This is a genomic window from Lentisphaera marina, from assembly GCF_028745505.1.
Lineage (GTDB): Bacteria > Verrucomicrobiota > Lentisphaeria > Lentisphaerales > Lentisphaeraceae > Lentisphaera > Lentisphaera marina.
In genome coordinates this window covers 222760-239510 of sequence record NZ_JAQZZL010000001.1, presented here as the reverse complement: position 1 = coordinate 239510, position 16751 = coordinate 222760, and the positions used below count along the sequence as shown (strand labels likewise).

Genomic DNA, 16751 nt, shown 5'->3' with positions numbered 1-16751 from the left:
AGTACCTTAAGCGGGGTGTGGGGCGGAGCCCGAGATAATAAATACCTCCGGTGGCCGAGGAGCCCTCGGGGCCAGACTAAAAAATTTAGAAATAAGCTTAAGTTTCCACTCTTTACATTTCCCTAGACTTAATCTACTCATAAGTGAACAAAGCGCTGGCTTTACTGTCTATGCTGCTAGTAGCGCGTACCCAGTAGGCGGAGAAGCCTTCAGGGAAAGTGTAAGAAGTACTTTGGCCGGCTTTGACTTCGAAACTTTTGTAGCCAACCCAAAGTCCAGTACCATCGATGTCGACTTCAAGCGTTATGGTAGAGTCTTTGTCGGAACTGAGCTCAACGGACTTTTGATCGTAAGCAGTCATCAGGTAGGGATCGGATGGAACACCCGCTTTCACTTGAGTAGCTTTCCAGGGACCCCCAAAACCACGAGGCTTGCCAAGCTTCCAGAGTTCATCAATGACACCAGCCCAAACTGCAGCTTGGTCATTTTTAAGCACACGATCATTACTGCGGTCAGAAAGGCCAGTCATGAACATGAGGCCGAAATGAGATGCATAGTCATCGATAGCTAAGTTATGAGTCGCAATCGGACGGATTTTGGCAAAGCCCTGAGCATTGCGAGCAGGGAGTTCATAAAAAGTTCCGTGGAAGTTAAAGAGGTCGCGCTCAGTGGCAACTTCGCGGCAGATGCGGCCTTCGATGTTTTTATAAGCATCATTTTTGGGGATGCGGTAGCGTTTACCATCTTCTATTATTAAGGCTGAAGCTTCGTCGACTTTGATGATATTTTTGGGTTGCTCAGAACCTTTGAATAGTGCTGCTTGATCTGCACTTGAATTCATTTCTAAGTTTGCGTTCACCGCAAAGTAGCCTTGGTCATTTTTGAGACTGAGAACTTTGCGATTACTGCGAATAAGGCCTTTTGTTTGAACTGATTCACCAATTTTTGCGATGGGCGTAAAGATGGCATCATTTTGCGTAGGTCGCGAATCTTTGTTTGAGTAATTAAAGTGAACGGAGACCGCCTTGGCATCGCGATCAGTCTTAATACGAATCCAAGCTCCTTTCTGTGTCGAGGGGAACTGATGGATGAGTGACTTCTCTACAGAGAATTTCTCTAGTTGTGTCCACTGATTATTACCTTTTAGATCTACTTCAATTGTGAAGTTAACTGGCTTATTTGAATTGTGATTTATCACCATATTACGATAGTCATAACCCGAGAAGAGGTAGGGGTCGCTGACTTGGTCAGCCTTCACATCATCACGAAGCCAAACAGAACCACGTCCAATGACAGGGCCAAGTTGATCTAGTAGTGCAGGATCAATAAACCAGAGATTGGAATTAGATTGAACGGGTGCGCCCTTGGTTGATTTAAAGGGACGATGATTGAGGAATTCTTTTTGCGCGGAGTCATCACAGCCGAGAACGAGTTTATCGTTCCACATGGAAAAGTCGCCAATAACTTTGAGGTAGTTAGAGCGTGGCGTAATGCCCGCAGAATTTTCACGAGAGAAAGTCTTTGGAAATTTCCAAAAAGTGCCATGCATGGTGGCAAGGAGGTCTTTTTCTTCAATGTCGCGGATACGAGGCCATTCGGTATTCCATCCGTGTGCGCCATCATAGGAATGACTGGCTTTGGGCAAGCGGTAAGTATGCCACTTTTTATCTTGTAGAAGCATGAGAATGAGTGAGCGATAATCCCAACCCATGGCCCAAATTGGATCGCTTTCTTTGGCATTGCCATAGATGCCTCCTGGCCCAGTGACTTCGGTGAATTGATTGCGACGAATCAGTTTCCAGTCTCCTTCTCCCTGCCAAGAAGCGAGTGCACCTGAAGAAGTGTCGGGGCGAGTCATCGCAGCGCGACCATGTTCACCATTATTTGCGTAGATGAGAAAGCCTTGGCCCGAGTAAAGCCCTTTACCATGGTAACCAGGTAGTTTTGATTTAACGCCATTGCCAACCGCTTTTTGCCTATTACCATCTTTGATATGCTCAGTAAATTCCAGGGTATTAACATCTACGGAGTAGAGACCTTCCTCCATAGTGGCGATGTAGACTTTGTTCTCAGGATCTGTTAGGTGACGTGCCGTCGCCGTGTGACGGCCAGGCATTTTTTTAGGATCGAGAGTTCTGACAGTGCCATCCATTTTTATAAAGTAGGGGCCAATATTGAGCTGTTGAGATTCCATGTGAATCATGCGGTTAGCTGGAGTACCACCAACGCTCTCAGAGCGAATAATTTGCTTAAGGCCTGGAGTGATTTGATAAAGTTTGTCAGAAGAGCCACTTTGTTTGTGAGGTGCGTAGGTAATGGCCCACAAATAGTCGCCCCAGGGTACGAGGGCACCCGTTCCACATTCACCTTCATTATTATACATCGTTAGGGAGGGGTAGACACCGGCAATATTTTGGGGAGCGTTATCTTGTGCTTGTAACCCCAAGCTTAAACTTGCGATGAGCGCAAATGTTTTAATGAAATTTTTGATCATGTATTTCTCCGTTATTTTATTCTTTGCCAGTAATTGTAGGCAGTAGAGGAGATGACACATATGTTCTGACATTTTTGTTATAAAAAATGCCGATTTAGTTCATATTGATGAATGGCCGAATCGTTGATTTGAGTGAGTTCGGTTTGGTGTTTTCAGAAAATTAATTTTCCTGTAGTAGAACTCACTTATTATAATGAATTCGAATTCATAAGGTTCTGAATTTGCTCTTGATCGAGAGCGGCGTCGAAAATAAAAATTTCATCGAGCCAACCGCGGAAGAATTTTTGACGAATCTGCTTGTTATCGTAATCGAAAGCCATGTTGCGACCAAAGATGAGCGGGCGAGATTGTTTGTGATCTAGTATAGTGTCGATTCTTTGTACGGCTTTATGTGAAGTGTTTTCCAGCTTGCCATCAATGTAGAGTAAGATGTGAGTTGAGGTATCGACTTCACTTCCACCATACATGACTATAGCAATATGATGCCAGCGACGGTCTCTCAAGTCTGTTTGACCAACCACAGTGGCTTGCATTGTGCCAATGCGAAGACGGCCTAAAGGACCTTCACGTTTTAGTGGGTTGGGGGATATTTGCCAGGCCTTACCTGGTCTATGTAAACCCCAGCTGATCATGCCGTAGCCATTGTCGATGGTGAAATCTTCTGGGATTTTTGCCCAAAAAGCTACCGTTCTTGGCTCGGTTCCGCCAATACCCTTGAAGGCTGTTTCCACATAGGCGTCTTTACCATTAAAGAAGAGGGCTTTGCCAAATTGACCATTTTCATATATGGGTCCTTGGCCTTGATTAAGGGTTTTGAGTTCACCCGAGAATTGACTGGTATCAAAACCTTTGCCAGAAGCGGTAGTAATATTTGCTTGGTCGTCAAAGGACCAGTGAAGAAAATCGGGATCTTCAGGAGATTCTCCGGGGAGTGATCTGCGGAAGCGCATGGGGTTACTCTCAATAATAGACATTTGTTGCTGAGCATCAAAGGCGCGTGCATCATCTTTGAAGAGATTGACGAATTGATTATTTTTAAGCGAGCGTGCTTTGACTTCGCCCTGCATAACATGGACTTCGGAAGCTCCCGATGGGCTTACACCCACAGCAAATTCAGTTCCTAGATCAATGATTTCTGAACTTGGAGTTAAGACGGTGAAGCCAATGGCCTGCTTGGGGACATTGGCGACAAGATTGCCTTCATGTAGGAGAATGAGGTCAGGATTTTTAAAATCTAATTTTATCGGAGCTTCTAAAGTGAGCTGCACGCCATTTTTGAGAGTTAGCTCCGCGTAGCCTTTATCAAGAGTAAAGGGACCCGCATTGAGTTCATTGCCCATTATTAAACTAGGATTTCCAATACTCTTTGCGATGCTCGCAACTACGGGTGTTTCAATACTTTGCTTGTCTTGAGAAAAATAAAATACTGGTAGGAGAATAAGGCAGGCTGCTGCAACTAGTTGGAGAAAGTTAAAACGAGACTTCTGTTTCTCTGCGAGTTTTTGTTCAAATTGTGTCGTGAACTGGTCTTCTTGTTCCAGTTGCAATTTTGTTTCAAATTCTTTGACAAATAGATCGTCTTCTTGGGCATCAAACTGAAGTAAGCGTTCGGTGGCAACAAAATCTGCTAGGTCTTTGAGCAAGTTGGGGTTTTCGCGACATGCTTGAAGCAATTTTTCGTCGACATCTTCGCCTGCCATGTAAGCAGAGATGAGTTTTTCTTCATTTTCGTTCATAGCTGACAGCTTCCACGTGTTTCATTGATACAGCGACGTAACTGATCGCGCATGCGGTGCAGTTTCATGGTCATAGCGGAGTGCTTCATATCAAGTTGTTTTGTGAGTTCGCCAACGGATAAGCCATCGTGATAATGGAGCTTAACAATTTTCTGCAGACTTTCATCGAGTTTTTTTGTACATGCTTTTAAAGCCACTAAGGAGTCGGATTCATTCTTTTCTGAGTACTGGAGCCCAATTTCTTCGTCAATGAGTATTTGCAGTTCTGCGGAGCCTCCTATGGCATCTGGCTTGTGTTTGCGCCAGTAGTTTTTGAGAAGGTAGAAAGCGATACTGCGAATCCACGGGCCAAAGGCTTTGGAATTATCAAACTCATTAATTTTACGGTAGGCAACTAAAAAGGCATCCTGAGCTAGGTCGTCAACTTCAAAACGATTGTTCAGACGCACGGCCAAGCAGGCGCGGACATTGCGTTGGTAGCGCTCTACGAGCTGAGAAAAAGCCGAGTTATCGCCTTTTTGCGCCGCTATAATGAGTTCAGTATCAGTCATGCTTTCCTGTAGTTAATAAGCTTATTCTACAAGCTAATTGTTATGAATAACAGCTTTGACACATGACTTTTTAAAAAAGCATGTGAAATTTTAACACAAAAAAAGACAGTCTCTTTCGAAACTGTCTTTAAGTGGGCAATACTGGACTCGAACCAGCGACCTCTTCGATGTCAACGAAGCGCTCTAGCCAACTGAGCTAATCGCCCGATTAGGTGGGTAGATAATAAGCGAAAAGACAAAGCTTTCAAGTAATAAAAATCAAAAAAACGAGCTATTTCTTTTGTGACTTTTGATATTTCTGTAATGCCTTGCGGTAGTTGTCGATAATTTTTTGATTTTCGGGGCTTATACTTTGTTCGTCATTATCGATTTCTTGTTGCCGAGTTTCCAGTTTTTCTTCACTACTTTTAATATCAATTTCTTGTTTATTGATGGGGCTGTTTATTTCGGGTGATTGAGCTTGGTTTTTGGGCTTAGTTCTATTTTGATTTGGGTCTAAGTTTTGCTTTAAGCCCTTGTCGCCAATGGACTGCAGCTGAGAATCTGATTTCTTAGCATTATCGGTTAATTCCCCACTTTTATCCTGAGCTTCCCCAGTTTGGGCTTGTTGTCCGGGCCCTTGATTTATACTACCCTCTCCGCCTTGACCTGGCTGACCAGGCTGACCTGGCTGACCAGGCTGACCTGGCTGACCTGGCTGACCTGGCTGACCTGGCTGACCTGGCTGACCTGGCTGACCAGGCTGACCTGGCTGACCTGGCTTATCCCCCGGCTTATCCCCCGGCTTATCCCCCGGCTTATCCCCCGGCTTATCCCCCGGCTTATCCCCCGGCTTATCCCCCGGCTTATCCCCCGGCTTATCCCCCGGCTTATCCCCAGGCTTATCCCCAGGCTTATCGCCAGGCTTATCCCCAGGCTTATCCCCAGGCTTATCCCCTGGTTGGTTCTGTGGTTGGTTCTGTGGTTGGTTCTGTGGTTGGTTCTGTGGTTGGTTCTGTGGTTGGTTCTGTGGTTGGTTCTGTGGTTGGTTCTGTGGTTGGTTCTGTGGTTGGTTCTGTGGTTGGTTCTCTGGTTGGTTCTCTGGTTGGTTCTCTGGTTGGTTCTCTGGTTGGTTCTCTGGTTGGTTCTCTGGTTGGTTCTGTGGTTGGTTCTCTGGTTGGTTCTCTGGTTGGTTCTCTGGTTGGTTCTGTGGTTGGTTCTCTGGTTGGTTCTGTGGTTGGTTCTCTGGTTGGTTCTCTGGTTGGTTCTGTGGTTGGTTCTGTGGTTGGTTCTCTGGTTGGTTCTCTGGTTGGTTCTCTGGTTGGTTCTCTGGTTGGTTCTCTGGTTGGTTCTCTGGTTGGTTCTCTGGTTGGTTCTCTGGTTGGTTCTCTGGTTGGTTCTCTGGTTGGTTCTCTGGTTGGTTCTCTGGTTGGTTCTCTGGTTGGTTCTGTGGTTGGTTCTCTGGTTGGTTCTCTGGTTGGTTCTCTGGTTGAACTTGAGATTTATTGTCATTCGCTACAGGTGGAGCCTGATTGATTTGAATTGTAAAAACCGGACTTTGAGATTTCTGTCCTTTGATATCCTCACTTTCGAAATAGAATTGATAGTTTTCTTTAGCTTTAAGTTCTGGAAATAGCTTAAGAAGTGGGATTTGGCTTTCAAGATTGAGACTTTTCTGGCGATCGAAACCGTCATAATAACTCTTAGTAATTACTTGACTTTGGAAGCGTTCTTTAATTTTCAAATCTAGGGATTTGAGCCCCCAATCGTCTTCAACTTTAATGTGGAAAGCTAAGTTGGCTTGACCTTCATGGATGAAGTTTTCTTTTTGGAAATTAGGGAAAGTGATTTTTGGAGGAAGGTCATTGAGAGCTTTAATATGAAATTGAGAACTTTCAACATAGGGAGCTAGATCTGATTCTTTACTAATAAGTGAGAAGCTAGCATCATCATTTATGGCGATTTTTTTTATGAAAGCAGATTTGTTTCTGAGCGTGAGGGGACGGTTGCTCGCATTGAGTTTTAATTGACTATTGATAATGCTGCGATCGAAATCCACATTTATATCAACGAAAGAATTTTTCGGGACACTGATATCTGGCCCTTCAACTTTGTAGGGTTTTTTCTTGAGGTATTCAGGTGTGTAAACAAAATAATCAATTTTCTGAATAGTGGTGGGCAGTTTTACATCAATATGAAAAACGGAACTTTCGGCATCACCCAGAAGGATTTTGATATAGAAGCGACTTTGGACGGCAGGGAATTCGGCGATGAATTCATTTTTCAATTCTTGAAGCAAGGGCGATTCTTGCCATTCCTTTTCGGGAATTGATGGATCAAAACTATATTTGACATGCCCTTGCTTAGGAGTGATTCCTTTGATGTTGACTTTGAGTAGCCATGCTTTGGATTGGTAACTGACGCTTGAGGGCGCGGGACTAATCGTTTGAATCAAAGTTTTTGAAGGAGTATTTAAGGTTTTCCAAGGATGAAAGAGCCTTTGAAAACTGAGTTGGCTGGGGTAGGGGGAAAGGCTAATGTAGGCAATGAGGGCAATAATTGAAAAGCCGAGTGGACTGAGAGAATGTTTCTGAGGAGGTATTTGAAGATCATGATTCTCGAGATGAGCAATGATTTTATCTTGGCGACTACTCAAGCTATGGCTCAAGCAGGAATTTAGTTCAGGTTTAGCTTTTTCTATTTCTCTAGCGACATATAATAAATTGAGTTTAGCTTGTGATTGCTTTATTTGTTGTGCAATAAATATGAGGGAGTAAATGAGGAAGCTCAAGAAGAATCCCCATCGGATAAATGGGGCGTATTTCAAGAAATGGTCACTGATTATGAAGACCGTGATAAAAGGAATGAGCAGGCTGACATAAGTCAACAAGGATCTACGCAGGGTAGATAAGCTCTGAGTCCTAGCGTGGCCTTCTAAAAAATTAATCAGTTGTTGTTGGGTCATTAATGATATCTCTACTTAATTCTCTGACACCCGTTCCTTTAAGGCTCGAAATCCAAAACTTTTTCTCTGGTTTAGAATCTTGTAGGAGTTCTTTGATTTCTTTGTTGCGCTTTGATCTAGCTTTTTGATTGAGTTTATCGGATTTTGATAAAACTAAAGTCACTGAAAAGCCGAGTTCTTGGAAAAAATCCATCGCATCCAAATCTGAGTCTGCAGGGCCATGGCGACAATCAGTCACTAGGATGATGCGTTCGATATTTTCTTTATCAGCAATTAAGTAACTGGTGATAAGTTCTTCCCAGAGTTTACGCTCGGTTTTATTGCGCTTGGCAAAACCATAACCAGGCAAGTCACTGAGGACACGTTTGAGAAAACTGCAGTAAAAGAGATTAACTTTACGTGTTTTTCCGGGCTCGCGTGAGATTTGAGCAATCTTGCTCCGCGTTAAACTGTTGAGTAAAGAGCTTTTTCCAGCATTGGAACGACCAGCAAAAACAATGCGTTTTTCAGATTTCCCTGCTATAACATCGTCTTTAAGAAGGGAGTTTAGTTGTTTGGGGTCGCCAATACTGGTCATGTAATTTACGGCCATGGGTATATCCTAGAGAATTTATAATTATAGATAAATATTATCCTCTTAGCCCACATTTGCAATGAAAGGGTGCTATCTAGAAGGATCTATAATGCTAGCTTAGATACTACGAATGTATTCGCGTGTGCGCTCTTGCATGGGCATTTCGAGATGAAGTAGGTAATCGTACTCATCTTCAGTGAAGAATAGTAAGGCTTCATCTTTAATTTTTGATCTTCGATCTTGTGAGTTAAGCAAGAAGTATCTTCTATATGAACGAGTAGCACCCGCGAAGTCAAGGTGTTTGAATCGTATAAAAGTTAATTCTTTCCAAAGTTGAGATTGATTTGGATGATTTATTGTTGCCTGCTTCAAACAAAACTCTGCGAGCGAGTAATGCTGTTCTTGGATGAGCTTATCATATAAAAAATACCAATTATACCATGCGCTAGGATTGTATGTTAGGTTATTTACCAAATCTTCTAGGTTTAAGGATGAGTTGTAATCAAATGTAGATTTAGTTTTGTAGTTATCACCTATCTTTGAAAAAATAATAATTATTAATAAGATAGCACTTAATGGGAGTAGAAATATTATTTTTGAAAATTTTAATTCTGAGGGCTTATTAGGCCCCTTTAGATAGTGGTCACCTCGAGTAAGTAAAAAACCAGTAAAAATAGCAACACTTAAGGCGTAAACTGGGATTTCTAAGGGGTAGTCATATGCAGCATGGCATGCAAAGGCAGCGAGAGCTACTATAGATGTTGTTTGCAACCTATGTGATAGAGTTTTATTTTGTATATTGGTGGATATTTGTTTTAAAACTAATAAAATTATACCAGATATAATTATGAAAGATATAATACCATTTTCAATCAGAAGTTGAAAATATGTATTTTCACTATGATGTGGCATGGTGTTGCTATCTACAGGATAAATAAGATAGCTAGGTGCGGTGTGACGATATCCACCTGGCCCTGTACCTAGTGGGTAATCTTTAATTAATTTAGGTACTATAGAATAGAACAGCTGCCGATTATGGTCGTATTGAATGCCGCTTTCTTTGATTTCTTCATTTAAGTTGTTTGGTGTAAAGAAGGCAAAAAGAATGATAGAAACAGTAATTATAAAATATTTTAGTGGGCCTGAACTGATAAGTGTCGCTTTATTATGGTGAATTAGGAAAGTTAGTAGTATAGAGAGAGCACAAATAATCATCGCACCTCTGGATCCTGATAGTAGTATCCCATAAAGAAAGAAAGCGAGCAGTAAAGAGTATAATGTTGTTATACCTATATTCTTATTACTAAACTGTTTGAGTATTTGAGAAATAATCAAAGGAAGAAAAAAACAAAGGTAAACACCGTAATGGTTTTCATTAACAAAAACTCCGGAGGCTTTCCCCGCTTGGGTTTCAAATATCGACCAAATTTTACCATCAAGGGAGATGATTTTTTTATCGATAATATTGATGCCAATATTAGCGACAGCCCAAAAAAGCATGATGTATGTTAAGCGAATTTTATTACGTCGATTCATGATCGAGCATAAATAGACTGCTGCAGGAATCATTAAGAAGTTTAAGATTAGGAAAAAGCTTTCCCAATAGGCGCTTCCATTATGGAACTTAGGGGAGGTTATATCCCATAATCCAAGTTTGTTACCTTCGATTATTAGATTGTGTACTGCATTGATGATTTCTAGTCTTTCAGACGACTCATAAGGACTCAGAGACGGTATGTAGAATATGCTGATGACAAGAGTTAAAAGCAAGAGTAATACTGGTATTGCTACTTTACACAAAATATGTTTCTTGCCATTTAGATAGAGCTGGATTGAACAACTCAAATTTAAGATAAAGCAAGAGGCATAGAGAGCTTCAGGGTTTAAGCCTCCTGCAAAGATATGTAGGAGACTTAAGCATACAATTAAAGTAATAAGTGCAAGCATACGTAACTACTTAATATTTTGAATTGTAGCTTTGGTAGCTGTAACCGTAGTTGTATGATTGTGTACTATCTTTATTATGAGCAGAAAACTTTACATCAGATTGTTTGAAATCATTTAGAACAAAACCGATTAGTTTATTCTTCGGTAAACGTTTAATGGTGGTCTCAATATCATGAGGATAAGTTTTGCCAATACGTGCAAGTATGACAGTTGCATCCGTTTTTTCAGCTAAATGGACTGTGTCTACAACTCTAACTGCAGGGGCAGTATCAAAAATAACTAAATCATACATCGTCCGTAGTTGGATTAGTAGATCTTCCATTCTCTTCCCATCGATTAATTCAGTCACATACTCTTCACTATGTCCTGCAGGTAAGTAGTCTAGTGAACCGTTTACATTGCTAGCAATGTAATCTCCAATGTGGGGAGTGCTGGCGTCTTTTAAATAATCCAACAAGCCCTTATGTGTAACGCCAGGAAAACTTTTTCGAAGTGTTGAGCGTCTAAAATCGGCATCGATAATTAAAATTTTCTTGTCTGTCCATGAACAGCATAAAGCCGTATTTAAAGATGTGGAAGTTTTACCTTCTCCAGGGCCAAAAGACGTAAGTAGAATTAATTTACCAGGTGATTTTTGTTCGATATTCAAACGCAAGCTCCTAAATGATTCAGCTAATACTGAGTTTTTTGGTAAATCGTTAAGGAAAAAGGGATTCTTTTTTGCTTCTTTGCTTGGGTAACGAGGGATGACCGACAATACGGGTAGGTCATAATCTTTGATAATTTTCGAGAAGTTGTATTTTTTTGTTTTTCCCATGAATAAGAAGATGATAATGGCGGCACTAATTAAATTAAAGATAATGGCGCCCATGACAGTCATTTTTGGTATATTGGGAAAAATGGGTGCGGGGTTTGCGAATGGTTCACGAATGATACGAGTGATATATTTGTCATCGTGGTTTTCATTCATGGTTATGAGTTTTGCTCTAATTGTATTTTTCAGTTCCAATAATTGTGCGAGCTTTGCATTCATGTTGTCTAGCTCATTGATTAAAGAACCACTGTTTCCAAATGAGTTTTCCACTTCAATGGCTCGTTTTACGTAGGAGTCCTTTTCACTCTTTAGTGTTTCCATACGACTAACAATGGTATCTAAGATATTTTGTCTGTAGGCACTTAGTTCCGTTGCAAGTATATCTATACGTTTTTTCAACTCTTTCATGGTGGGGTGAGCTGAACGGAATTTTTTTAAAAGAATGTCATATTCGGCATTGAGACTACCCATGACAATTTGACGGTTTTTCCATTCGCTTATATCTGTTAAGAGAAAGCCAGATGAAGATGCATTTGGGTTAGATAATAATGCATCAATAACGGCTGCGAAGTTTTTGTTATCATCTTTGCCTTTCTCTAGTAATTTATCAACCTTAGGCTGAAGAAGCTCAAGTTCAAATTGCCTTTGGTTAGCTTTCTCAAAAAGTTCTGCCACGAATAGTTTATCATACTCTGTTTTTGTAGATAAAAAAACGTAGTTGTTTTTTGTTTTGAAATCGAGTATTATTTTATTTTGTTTTACGATTTCCTCATCAATGCTTAGAGCTTCCTTAGTCAATGCCTCTCTTGTTGCTGCAGAAGTTAGCTTGTTTTCTTCCACGCGCATTTTTGCATAGTCTTTTAAAAGAGTATTTATGTAATCGAATGCGGCTTCTTTTTTATATGAAACGACACTTATGTCTAGCATAGATTGTTCTGCGCCTCTAACTGGCGATGCATTAACTGCGAAGCTTTGGAGTTTGATATTGGCAATATCATTATGTTGTTCAAGTGTTTTTTTAGTAACTAAACTATTTAGTTTAGAGCTTTTGAGCAACACTACATGTCGATCTAAAGGGGATTTTACTCTATAGGCCTTGTCTTCGACATTTTCACCTAGTTGAGCGACGCGGTTTTGGATGATTTCAAATCGGCAAGTAGCAATATACTTTGAGGGGAGAGATTGAGCTATAAAGTAGGCTCCAATAGCTCCAATGGCTGTTGCAGGGCCAACTACCCACCAGTAGCGTAGGACGATAAGTAGGTAGGAAAAAAAGTTAACTTCTTGTGAAAGGTCGGTGTTTTCAGGGTTTTCAGTCATATGTAATAGTATAGTTTAGAGCCAGGATTCGTCGATGATAATTAAATCACCTGATTGGAGTTTTATATCTTTGTGAATTTGCCCTTTTTCGAGCATTTCTTTGACATCTACTTTGATGATTTTTGTTGAGCCTGCCGAACGTCGTACAAGACGTACATCACTTTTATCGGCAAACTTATTGAAGTTTCCAGCTTTAATAATAGCACGAACTAAAGTGGGGCGTTCACCTGGTTCAAATAATATAGTACCAGGTGTTTCTACCTTTCCCTCTACGATAACTTCAATTGACCCAGGTGTTACAGCACCATCTGCAAGTGAAGGGATGACGATCATATCATTTTTTTGGAGCTTGAGGTTAGCTTTACTCGCAAGATTATTATAAACAGCCTCAAAATCGACGAATTGATGCTTGAGTTCTGTGTTTTCCTGATTTTTTTTAATGATGTAAGCTTTCTTTGGGTCGGCCCATTTTGAGAATCCTCCGACTTCAGATATGGCCTGTGCTAAACTAATTTCGCCTTCTAAAGGAATTTCAACTTTTCCAGGTACTCCAACTGCACCGTATATATATATATATCCGACAGCTTTTTTAACTACAACTACGCTTATTGTAGCTTTTTGATAAAGATCTTTTTCTAATGCTTGTTTTATATTGCTCTCAGCCTCTCTTTCATTGAGTTCAGAGATGTTTATTGCTCCCAAGTAAGGAAGGGTGATAAAGCCGTTGGTGCTAACTTCGCCAGTGTAGATGACTTCTTGATCTTCTTTCATGCTGACGTGAACAAGGTCGCCAAAGCTTATGAGTTGAGCAGTTTTTTGTTCTGCGGAGATAGTTGATGTCATTAATAATAAGAGTGTAATTATAGTGCGCATGTGGTTTCCTGATTTACTTAAGCAAGAAAATCCCAACCATAAGGTTGGGATTTTATAGGAATATAAGGTTAAGTTGTCTTAAAAATTATATGTATAATTCAACTCAATTAAGTGTCTATCATATTCAGCATCTATACCTGCTACGTCGACATCAGAAGTTTTTTCTTCATATGAATATTTCAGGCCTACTTCTTGGCGTTCGGTTAATTTATAAGAAGTTCCTAACTCAACAAGGTAGATGTCGTAGTCTTCACCACCACCATTTCCATTGCCTTGGTCTTCTCCCATGAACCATGTGACACCACCAGTGAATCTGAGTTTTTCATTGGCTTGGTATGCTGCGTTATAAGCGAAAAGTGTTTCTTCGCTGGCATTAGCATATTCAACCGTTGTAGCGCGAGTTTCATGTTCGACTCGGAAAGTGTGTTGAAATTGTTCTGTAGCAAAGTGAGAAATAGTAAAACCAAAGTTGACGCCATCTTCTTTGTCGCTAGGTTCACCAAAAGTACCAACACCTTTGTCGACATTGTTGTCGAAGTCCATTTCAAAGTAAGCAACAGTAAAGTTTAAGTTAACTTGATCGGAAACGAGGAAATCTGTACTAAGGCCAAGTTCGATAGTTTCAACATCGTTACTACCCTGTTCCCACTCACGATCATTATAGTTGAAGAATGGAGAAAGCTTTAAACGTCCACTAGCTTGATGGTCCAGAGTCAAGCCAAAATATGTTTCGTCATATTCTTCTTGGGGTGAGTTGTCTTTCAGGTCACGTCTAGTTTTCAAGCCAACTGCAGCAGCAATGCCAGTGTCATCAGTGATTTCGCGATGGAGCTGTAATCCTAGATCATTATCCCAAAGTTGTTGGCTTTGTGAATTTGCATTATCACGGACATCAGCAAGTTTGTCTACACCGATACTTGCGTTATTATAAAGACTTAAAGTCATTTTTTCACTGAGATCAAAATCAAAGCCAAGTTTTGCGTTGCCAGAATCAGACCCGAGTATTAGGCCACTATTGTCATTACTACCAAATGTTTCACGGTAGCCGATCTCAAAGTCAGTGTCTAATGTTAGGCCAGAAAAAAGTTGGTGATGAATCTTTGCACCAAGAGATGCTTCAGTGTACGCCCCTTCTTCTTCGTTTTGGTAGCCACGGTTTGAGTTGGTGTCATAGCCAGTTTTTGCTTTGAAGTATGGGCTATAATAAAGTTCTCCGACTTTGTGGCTGAATGATTCTTTGTTCAGTTCATTTAGTTTTACGCGTTTTTGGGCGTTAGGCTGGTTCTGTGCGAGTGCACTTGTTGCTAAGGACAGGCCTATAATTGTAAAAAGTGTTTTTGTCATCTTGGTTTCCCTCGAAAGTTGGTTTATTTAGCTGGGCTACTGTTGTCGTTAGTTGCGATTTTTTGGCGCGATTGGTCGTTGCTAAGTATATTTGATACGGCGGCTGCAGTCGATGTGATAATTGGGGCCGTGTAATCGCTGTTGCTAGCTATTACACTTGCCACAATTGCTGCATTTCCTGAGCCAATTTTGTTTACTACCATGTTGTATATGTAAGCAAGTATGAATTTTTTATCTTTGTTTTTTTGTATAATTGGTTTCAAGATACTTTCGACCTGTTCTGGAGTTGAAGAGCTATTTAGGCTCTCAATAGCGGTTAAATCTGAAGTCGTCACTTCTGCTTTAAGTTCAATATTAAAGCTGAGTATTGCTATTAATAGTATGGATAGTTTTGTAATGGTTTTCATAGTCTTTCCTTGTGGTTTCTTTATAAAAAAATATCAATTTAAGGAATCATAAGATATATTAAATAAAAGTCAATAGTCCAATATAATAAAAAAATCAAACTTCATGAATGGTTATATATAAGATGTTATTAATAATTGGTTTATATAAAAATTAAAGTTTTGTTAAATCTGAATGACCCGTGTGTTTTGTGTGTGATCAAAAAAGCCGATGAGATAAACTCATCGGCTTTTGAAAAAGTGTGGCGGAGAGAGAGAGATTCGAACTCTCGGTACCCTTGCGAGTACACATCCTTAGCAGGGACGCGCTTTCAACCACTCAGCCACCTCTCCGCTTTTTGGTTGTGCGTGCATATAATAGAGCGGAGACTTTGTACGTCAAGTACAGATTTTGCTATTTTTTTGCTTTTCTTTAAAGATTCTTCTGGAGCTTAGCGCCTAGGGTTGTTTTATGTATTCATATTTGAATTCAGCACTAGGGCCATTGATCTGATTTGAGTTGTTAGAGCGTATTAAAAGGCTGTGTTGTCCACTTTGTATGGGGATGTTAAGTTTGTATCCCGTGATGGGTTTGAAATTTTTTCCATCAGTTGAGAATTCAAAGTTTTGATGGAAGGGGGTGTTGGTCTTTAGCTCAAAGCTTATAAATTTGTCATTAAGTGCGACTATTTTGTAGGCGCTTTGGTTTTGCTTTGCATAGAGGTCCTGAGGCCAAGGAGTGAGTAATGGAGGTAAGGAGACAAAGTCGAATTGCATATTTCTTTTTTCTGCGAGCATCGCAGAATGCTTCCAGTAGTTGATGACATAGGAAGTGCCACCTTTGTTTTCCTCTAGGTGATTCATTTTTAAATCAATAACGAAATGTTGATAGGCACTTAAAATAGTTTGGCGTTGCTCGCCAGCAATAATGGATTGATCTAAGCTATTAATGACTTGGATCTCTTTGTCTGTGCTGGGAGTTTCTAGAAGTTTGTAGACTTCGTAAGCATTTAAGTAGTCCTCGCCTTTTTTGAATATACACTGATAAAAGGGGTCGAGGATGATCCATTTATTTAGAGTGTTCGAATAGACTTCCATTGAAAAGTGAGCATTGAGCCAGAGGTAGCGAGCATTATACCCCAGGCCAGTTAGTGCTTGGGCTAGGACTTGAGTGTATTGACCACAGAAACCGCCAGTTTGTTTTTGGCGGATCATTTGTAGGATGCGATTGGCATTCCATGGTGGATAAATCTTAGGGCTCCCCGGTTGCCATTGGGCACGAGTCCAGTTATTTAGAGCAATGAAGCTATCGAGTTCATTTTTGTCTTTAATGATTTGAGCCAAATTTTCATTTTTAATTAAATGCTGGAGTTCTGGATGAGCGGGGTTTTGCCAGATGTATTGTAATCTACTTTGATAATCTTCTTCTTTTGGCCAGTTCATTATGGTGAATTGGCCGTCTTGTAGTTGAAAAGATTGGTGTTTGCCTTTATTCGCCTTTTTGTTTTTTCCTCCAATAAGCTGAGAAACTAAATTTGTGTAGGAGGGGATCGCATCACTGCCGGTGTCTTCTTCAATCCCGTAAACTAAGATGCCACCTTCTGTATGTTTAAGAGTTATTTTATTTTCTTCACCAGTCATTTGGTCTTCTGTAACAATAGAGATTTGTTGATTGGGTGGCATGCGTAAGCGTGCTAAGTTATCAGTGGGGGCTTCTTGTTCGCAAGAAACAATTGAGAGGAGTAAGATTAGGCTAAGTAAAGGTTTCATA

11 protein-coding genes and 2 tRNA genes are annotated in these 16751 nt (G+C 40.5%); 1 reads left to right on the top strand and 12 read right to left on the bottom strand.

The genetic code is table 11. The features are described from left to right. Positions 1–133 precede the first annotated feature (133 nt). From PQO01_RS01045 to PQO01_RS01030, 4 genes are all read right to left on the bottom strand, one after another. Positions 134–2494: a hypothetical protein gene (locus PQO01_RS01045; protein WP_274312187.1), complete on the bottom strand. Its 2361-nt coding sequence runs from the start codon at positions 2492–2494 to the stop codon at positions 134–136. A gap of 188 nt (positions 2495–2682) precedes the next feature. Beyond that, the gene (locus PQO01_RS01040) at positions 2683–4230 is read right to left on the bottom strand and encodes a LamG-like jellyroll fold domain-containing protein (protein WP_274312186.1); all 1548 of its coding nucleotides are present in this window, start codon (positions 4228–4230) and stop codon (positions 2683–2685) included. Continuing rightward, positions 4227–4781, bottom strand: coding sequence for an RNA polymerase sigma factor (locus PQO01_RS01035; RefSeq protein ID WP_274312185.1), 555 nt, complete (start codon positions 4779–4781; stop codon positions 4227–4229). Before PQO01_RS01035 ends, PQO01_RS01040 begins: the two co-directional genes overlap by 4 nt. A gap of 132 nt (positions 4782–4913) precedes the next feature. Then, positions 4914–4987 (bottom strand) — tRNA-Val (locus PQO01_RS01030). 742 nt (positions 4988–5729) lie between these two features. On the opposite strand from PQO01_RS01030, the gene PQO01_RS21575 reads away from it, so the two are divergent. Then, complete coding sequence (locus PQO01_RS21575; RefSeq protein ID WP_420792906.1) at positions 5730–6296, top strand: glycine zipper domain-containing protein; 567 nt, start codon at positions 5730–5732, stop codon at positions 6294–6296. Between the two features lie 1406 nt (positions 6297–7702). On the opposite strand, the gene yihA is transcribed toward PQO01_RS21575, so the two are convergent. The 8 genes from yihA to PQO01_RS00985 all read right to left on the bottom strand — a co-directional run bounded on the left by yihA (position 7703) and on the right by PQO01_RS00985 (position 16750). Then, positions 7703–8317 (bottom strand): ribosome biogenesis GTP-binding protein YihA/YsxC, encoded by a 615-nt coding sequence (yihA, locus tag PQO01_RS01020; protein WP_274312183.1) that lies wholly within the window; start codon positions 8315–8317, stop codon positions 7703–7705. 99 nt (positions 8318–8416) lie between these two features. Beyond that, on the bottom strand, positions 8417–10246 hold the full coding sequence (locus PQO01_RS01015; RefSeq protein WP_274312182.1) for an O-antigen ligase family protein: 1830 nt from the start codon (positions 10244–10246) through the stop codon (positions 8417–8419). Positions 10247–10256: 10 nt separating this feature from the next. Then, positions 10257–12380 carry a polysaccharide biosynthesis tyrosine autokinase gene (locus PQO01_RS01010; protein WP_274312181.1) on the bottom strand — a complete coding sequence of 708 codons (2124 nt, stop codon included), beginning with the start codon at positions 12378–12380 and terminating at the stop codon, positions 10257–10259. 15 nt (positions 12381–12395) lie between these two features. Beyond that, positions 12396–13253, bottom strand: coding sequence for a polysaccharide biosynthesis/export family protein (locus PQO01_RS01005; protein WP_274312180.1), 858 nt, complete (start codon positions 13251–13253; stop codon positions 12396–12398). Positions 13254–13331: 78 nt separating this feature from the next. Next, the gene (locus PQO01_RS01000; RefSeq protein WP_274312179.1) at positions 13332–14597 is read right to left on the bottom strand and encodes a porin family protein; all 1266 of its coding nucleotides are present in this window, start codon (positions 14595–14597) and stop codon (positions 13332–13334) included. Between the two features lie 23 nt (positions 14598–14620). Further along, entirely contained in the window at positions 14621–15004 is a 384-nt protein-coding gene (locus PQO01_RS00995) for a hypothetical protein (RefSeq protein ID WP_274312178.1), read from the bottom strand. A 240-nt stretch (positions 15005–15244) separates the two neighbouring features. Beyond that, positions 15245–15334: transfer RNA gene (locus PQO01_RS00990), tRNA-Ser, on the bottom strand. Positions 15335–15439: 105 nt separating this feature from the next. After that, the gene (locus PQO01_RS00985; protein WP_274312177.1) at positions 15440–16750 is read right to left on the bottom strand and encodes a hypothetical protein; all 1311 of its coding nucleotides are present in this window, start codon (positions 16748–16750) and stop codon (positions 15440–15442) included. Between the last annotated feature and the right edge of the window lies 1 nt (position 16751).

Excerpts from the sequence above, each read along its gene's own strand:
- PQO01_RS01045 (WP_274312187.1), bottom strand. The coding sequence starts at position 2,494 with ATGATCAAAAATTTCATTAAAACATTTGCGCTCATCGCAAGTTTAAGC.
- PQO01_RS01040 (WP_274312186.1), bottom strand. The coding sequence starts at position 4,230 with ATGAACGAAAATGAAGAAAAACTCATCTCTGCTTACATGGCAGGCGAA.
- PQO01_RS01035 (WP_274312185.1), bottom strand. The coding sequence starts at position 4,781 with ATGACTGATACTGAACTCATTATAGCGGCGCAAAAAGGCGATAACTCG.
- yihA (WP_274312183.1), bottom strand. The coding sequence starts at position 8,317 with ATGGCCGTAAATTACATGACCAGTATTGGCGACCCCAAACAACTAAAC.
- PQO01_RS01015 (WP_274312182.1), bottom strand. The coding sequence starts at position 10,246 with ATGCTTGCACTTATTACTTTAATTGTATGCTTAAGTCTCCTACATATC.
- PQO01_RS01010 (WP_274312181.1), bottom strand. The coding sequence starts at position 12,380 with ATGACTGAAAACCCTGAAAACACCGACCTTTCACAAGAAGTTAACTTT.
- PQO01_RS01005 (WP_274312180.1), bottom strand. The coding sequence starts at position 13,253 with ATGCGCACTATAATTACACTCTTATTATTAATGACATCAACTATCTCC.
- PQO01_RS01000 (WP_274312179.1), bottom strand. The coding sequence starts at position 14,597 with ATGACAAAAACACTTTTTACAATTATAGGCCTGTCCTTAGCAACAAGT.
- PQO01_RS00995 (WP_274312178.1), bottom strand. The coding sequence starts at position 15,004 with ATGAAAACCATTACAAAACTATCCATACTATTAATAGCAATACTCAGC.
- PQO01_RS00985 (WP_274312177.1), bottom strand. The coding sequence starts at position 16,750 with ATGAAACCTTTACTTAGCCTAATCTTACTCCTCTCAATTGTTTCTTGC.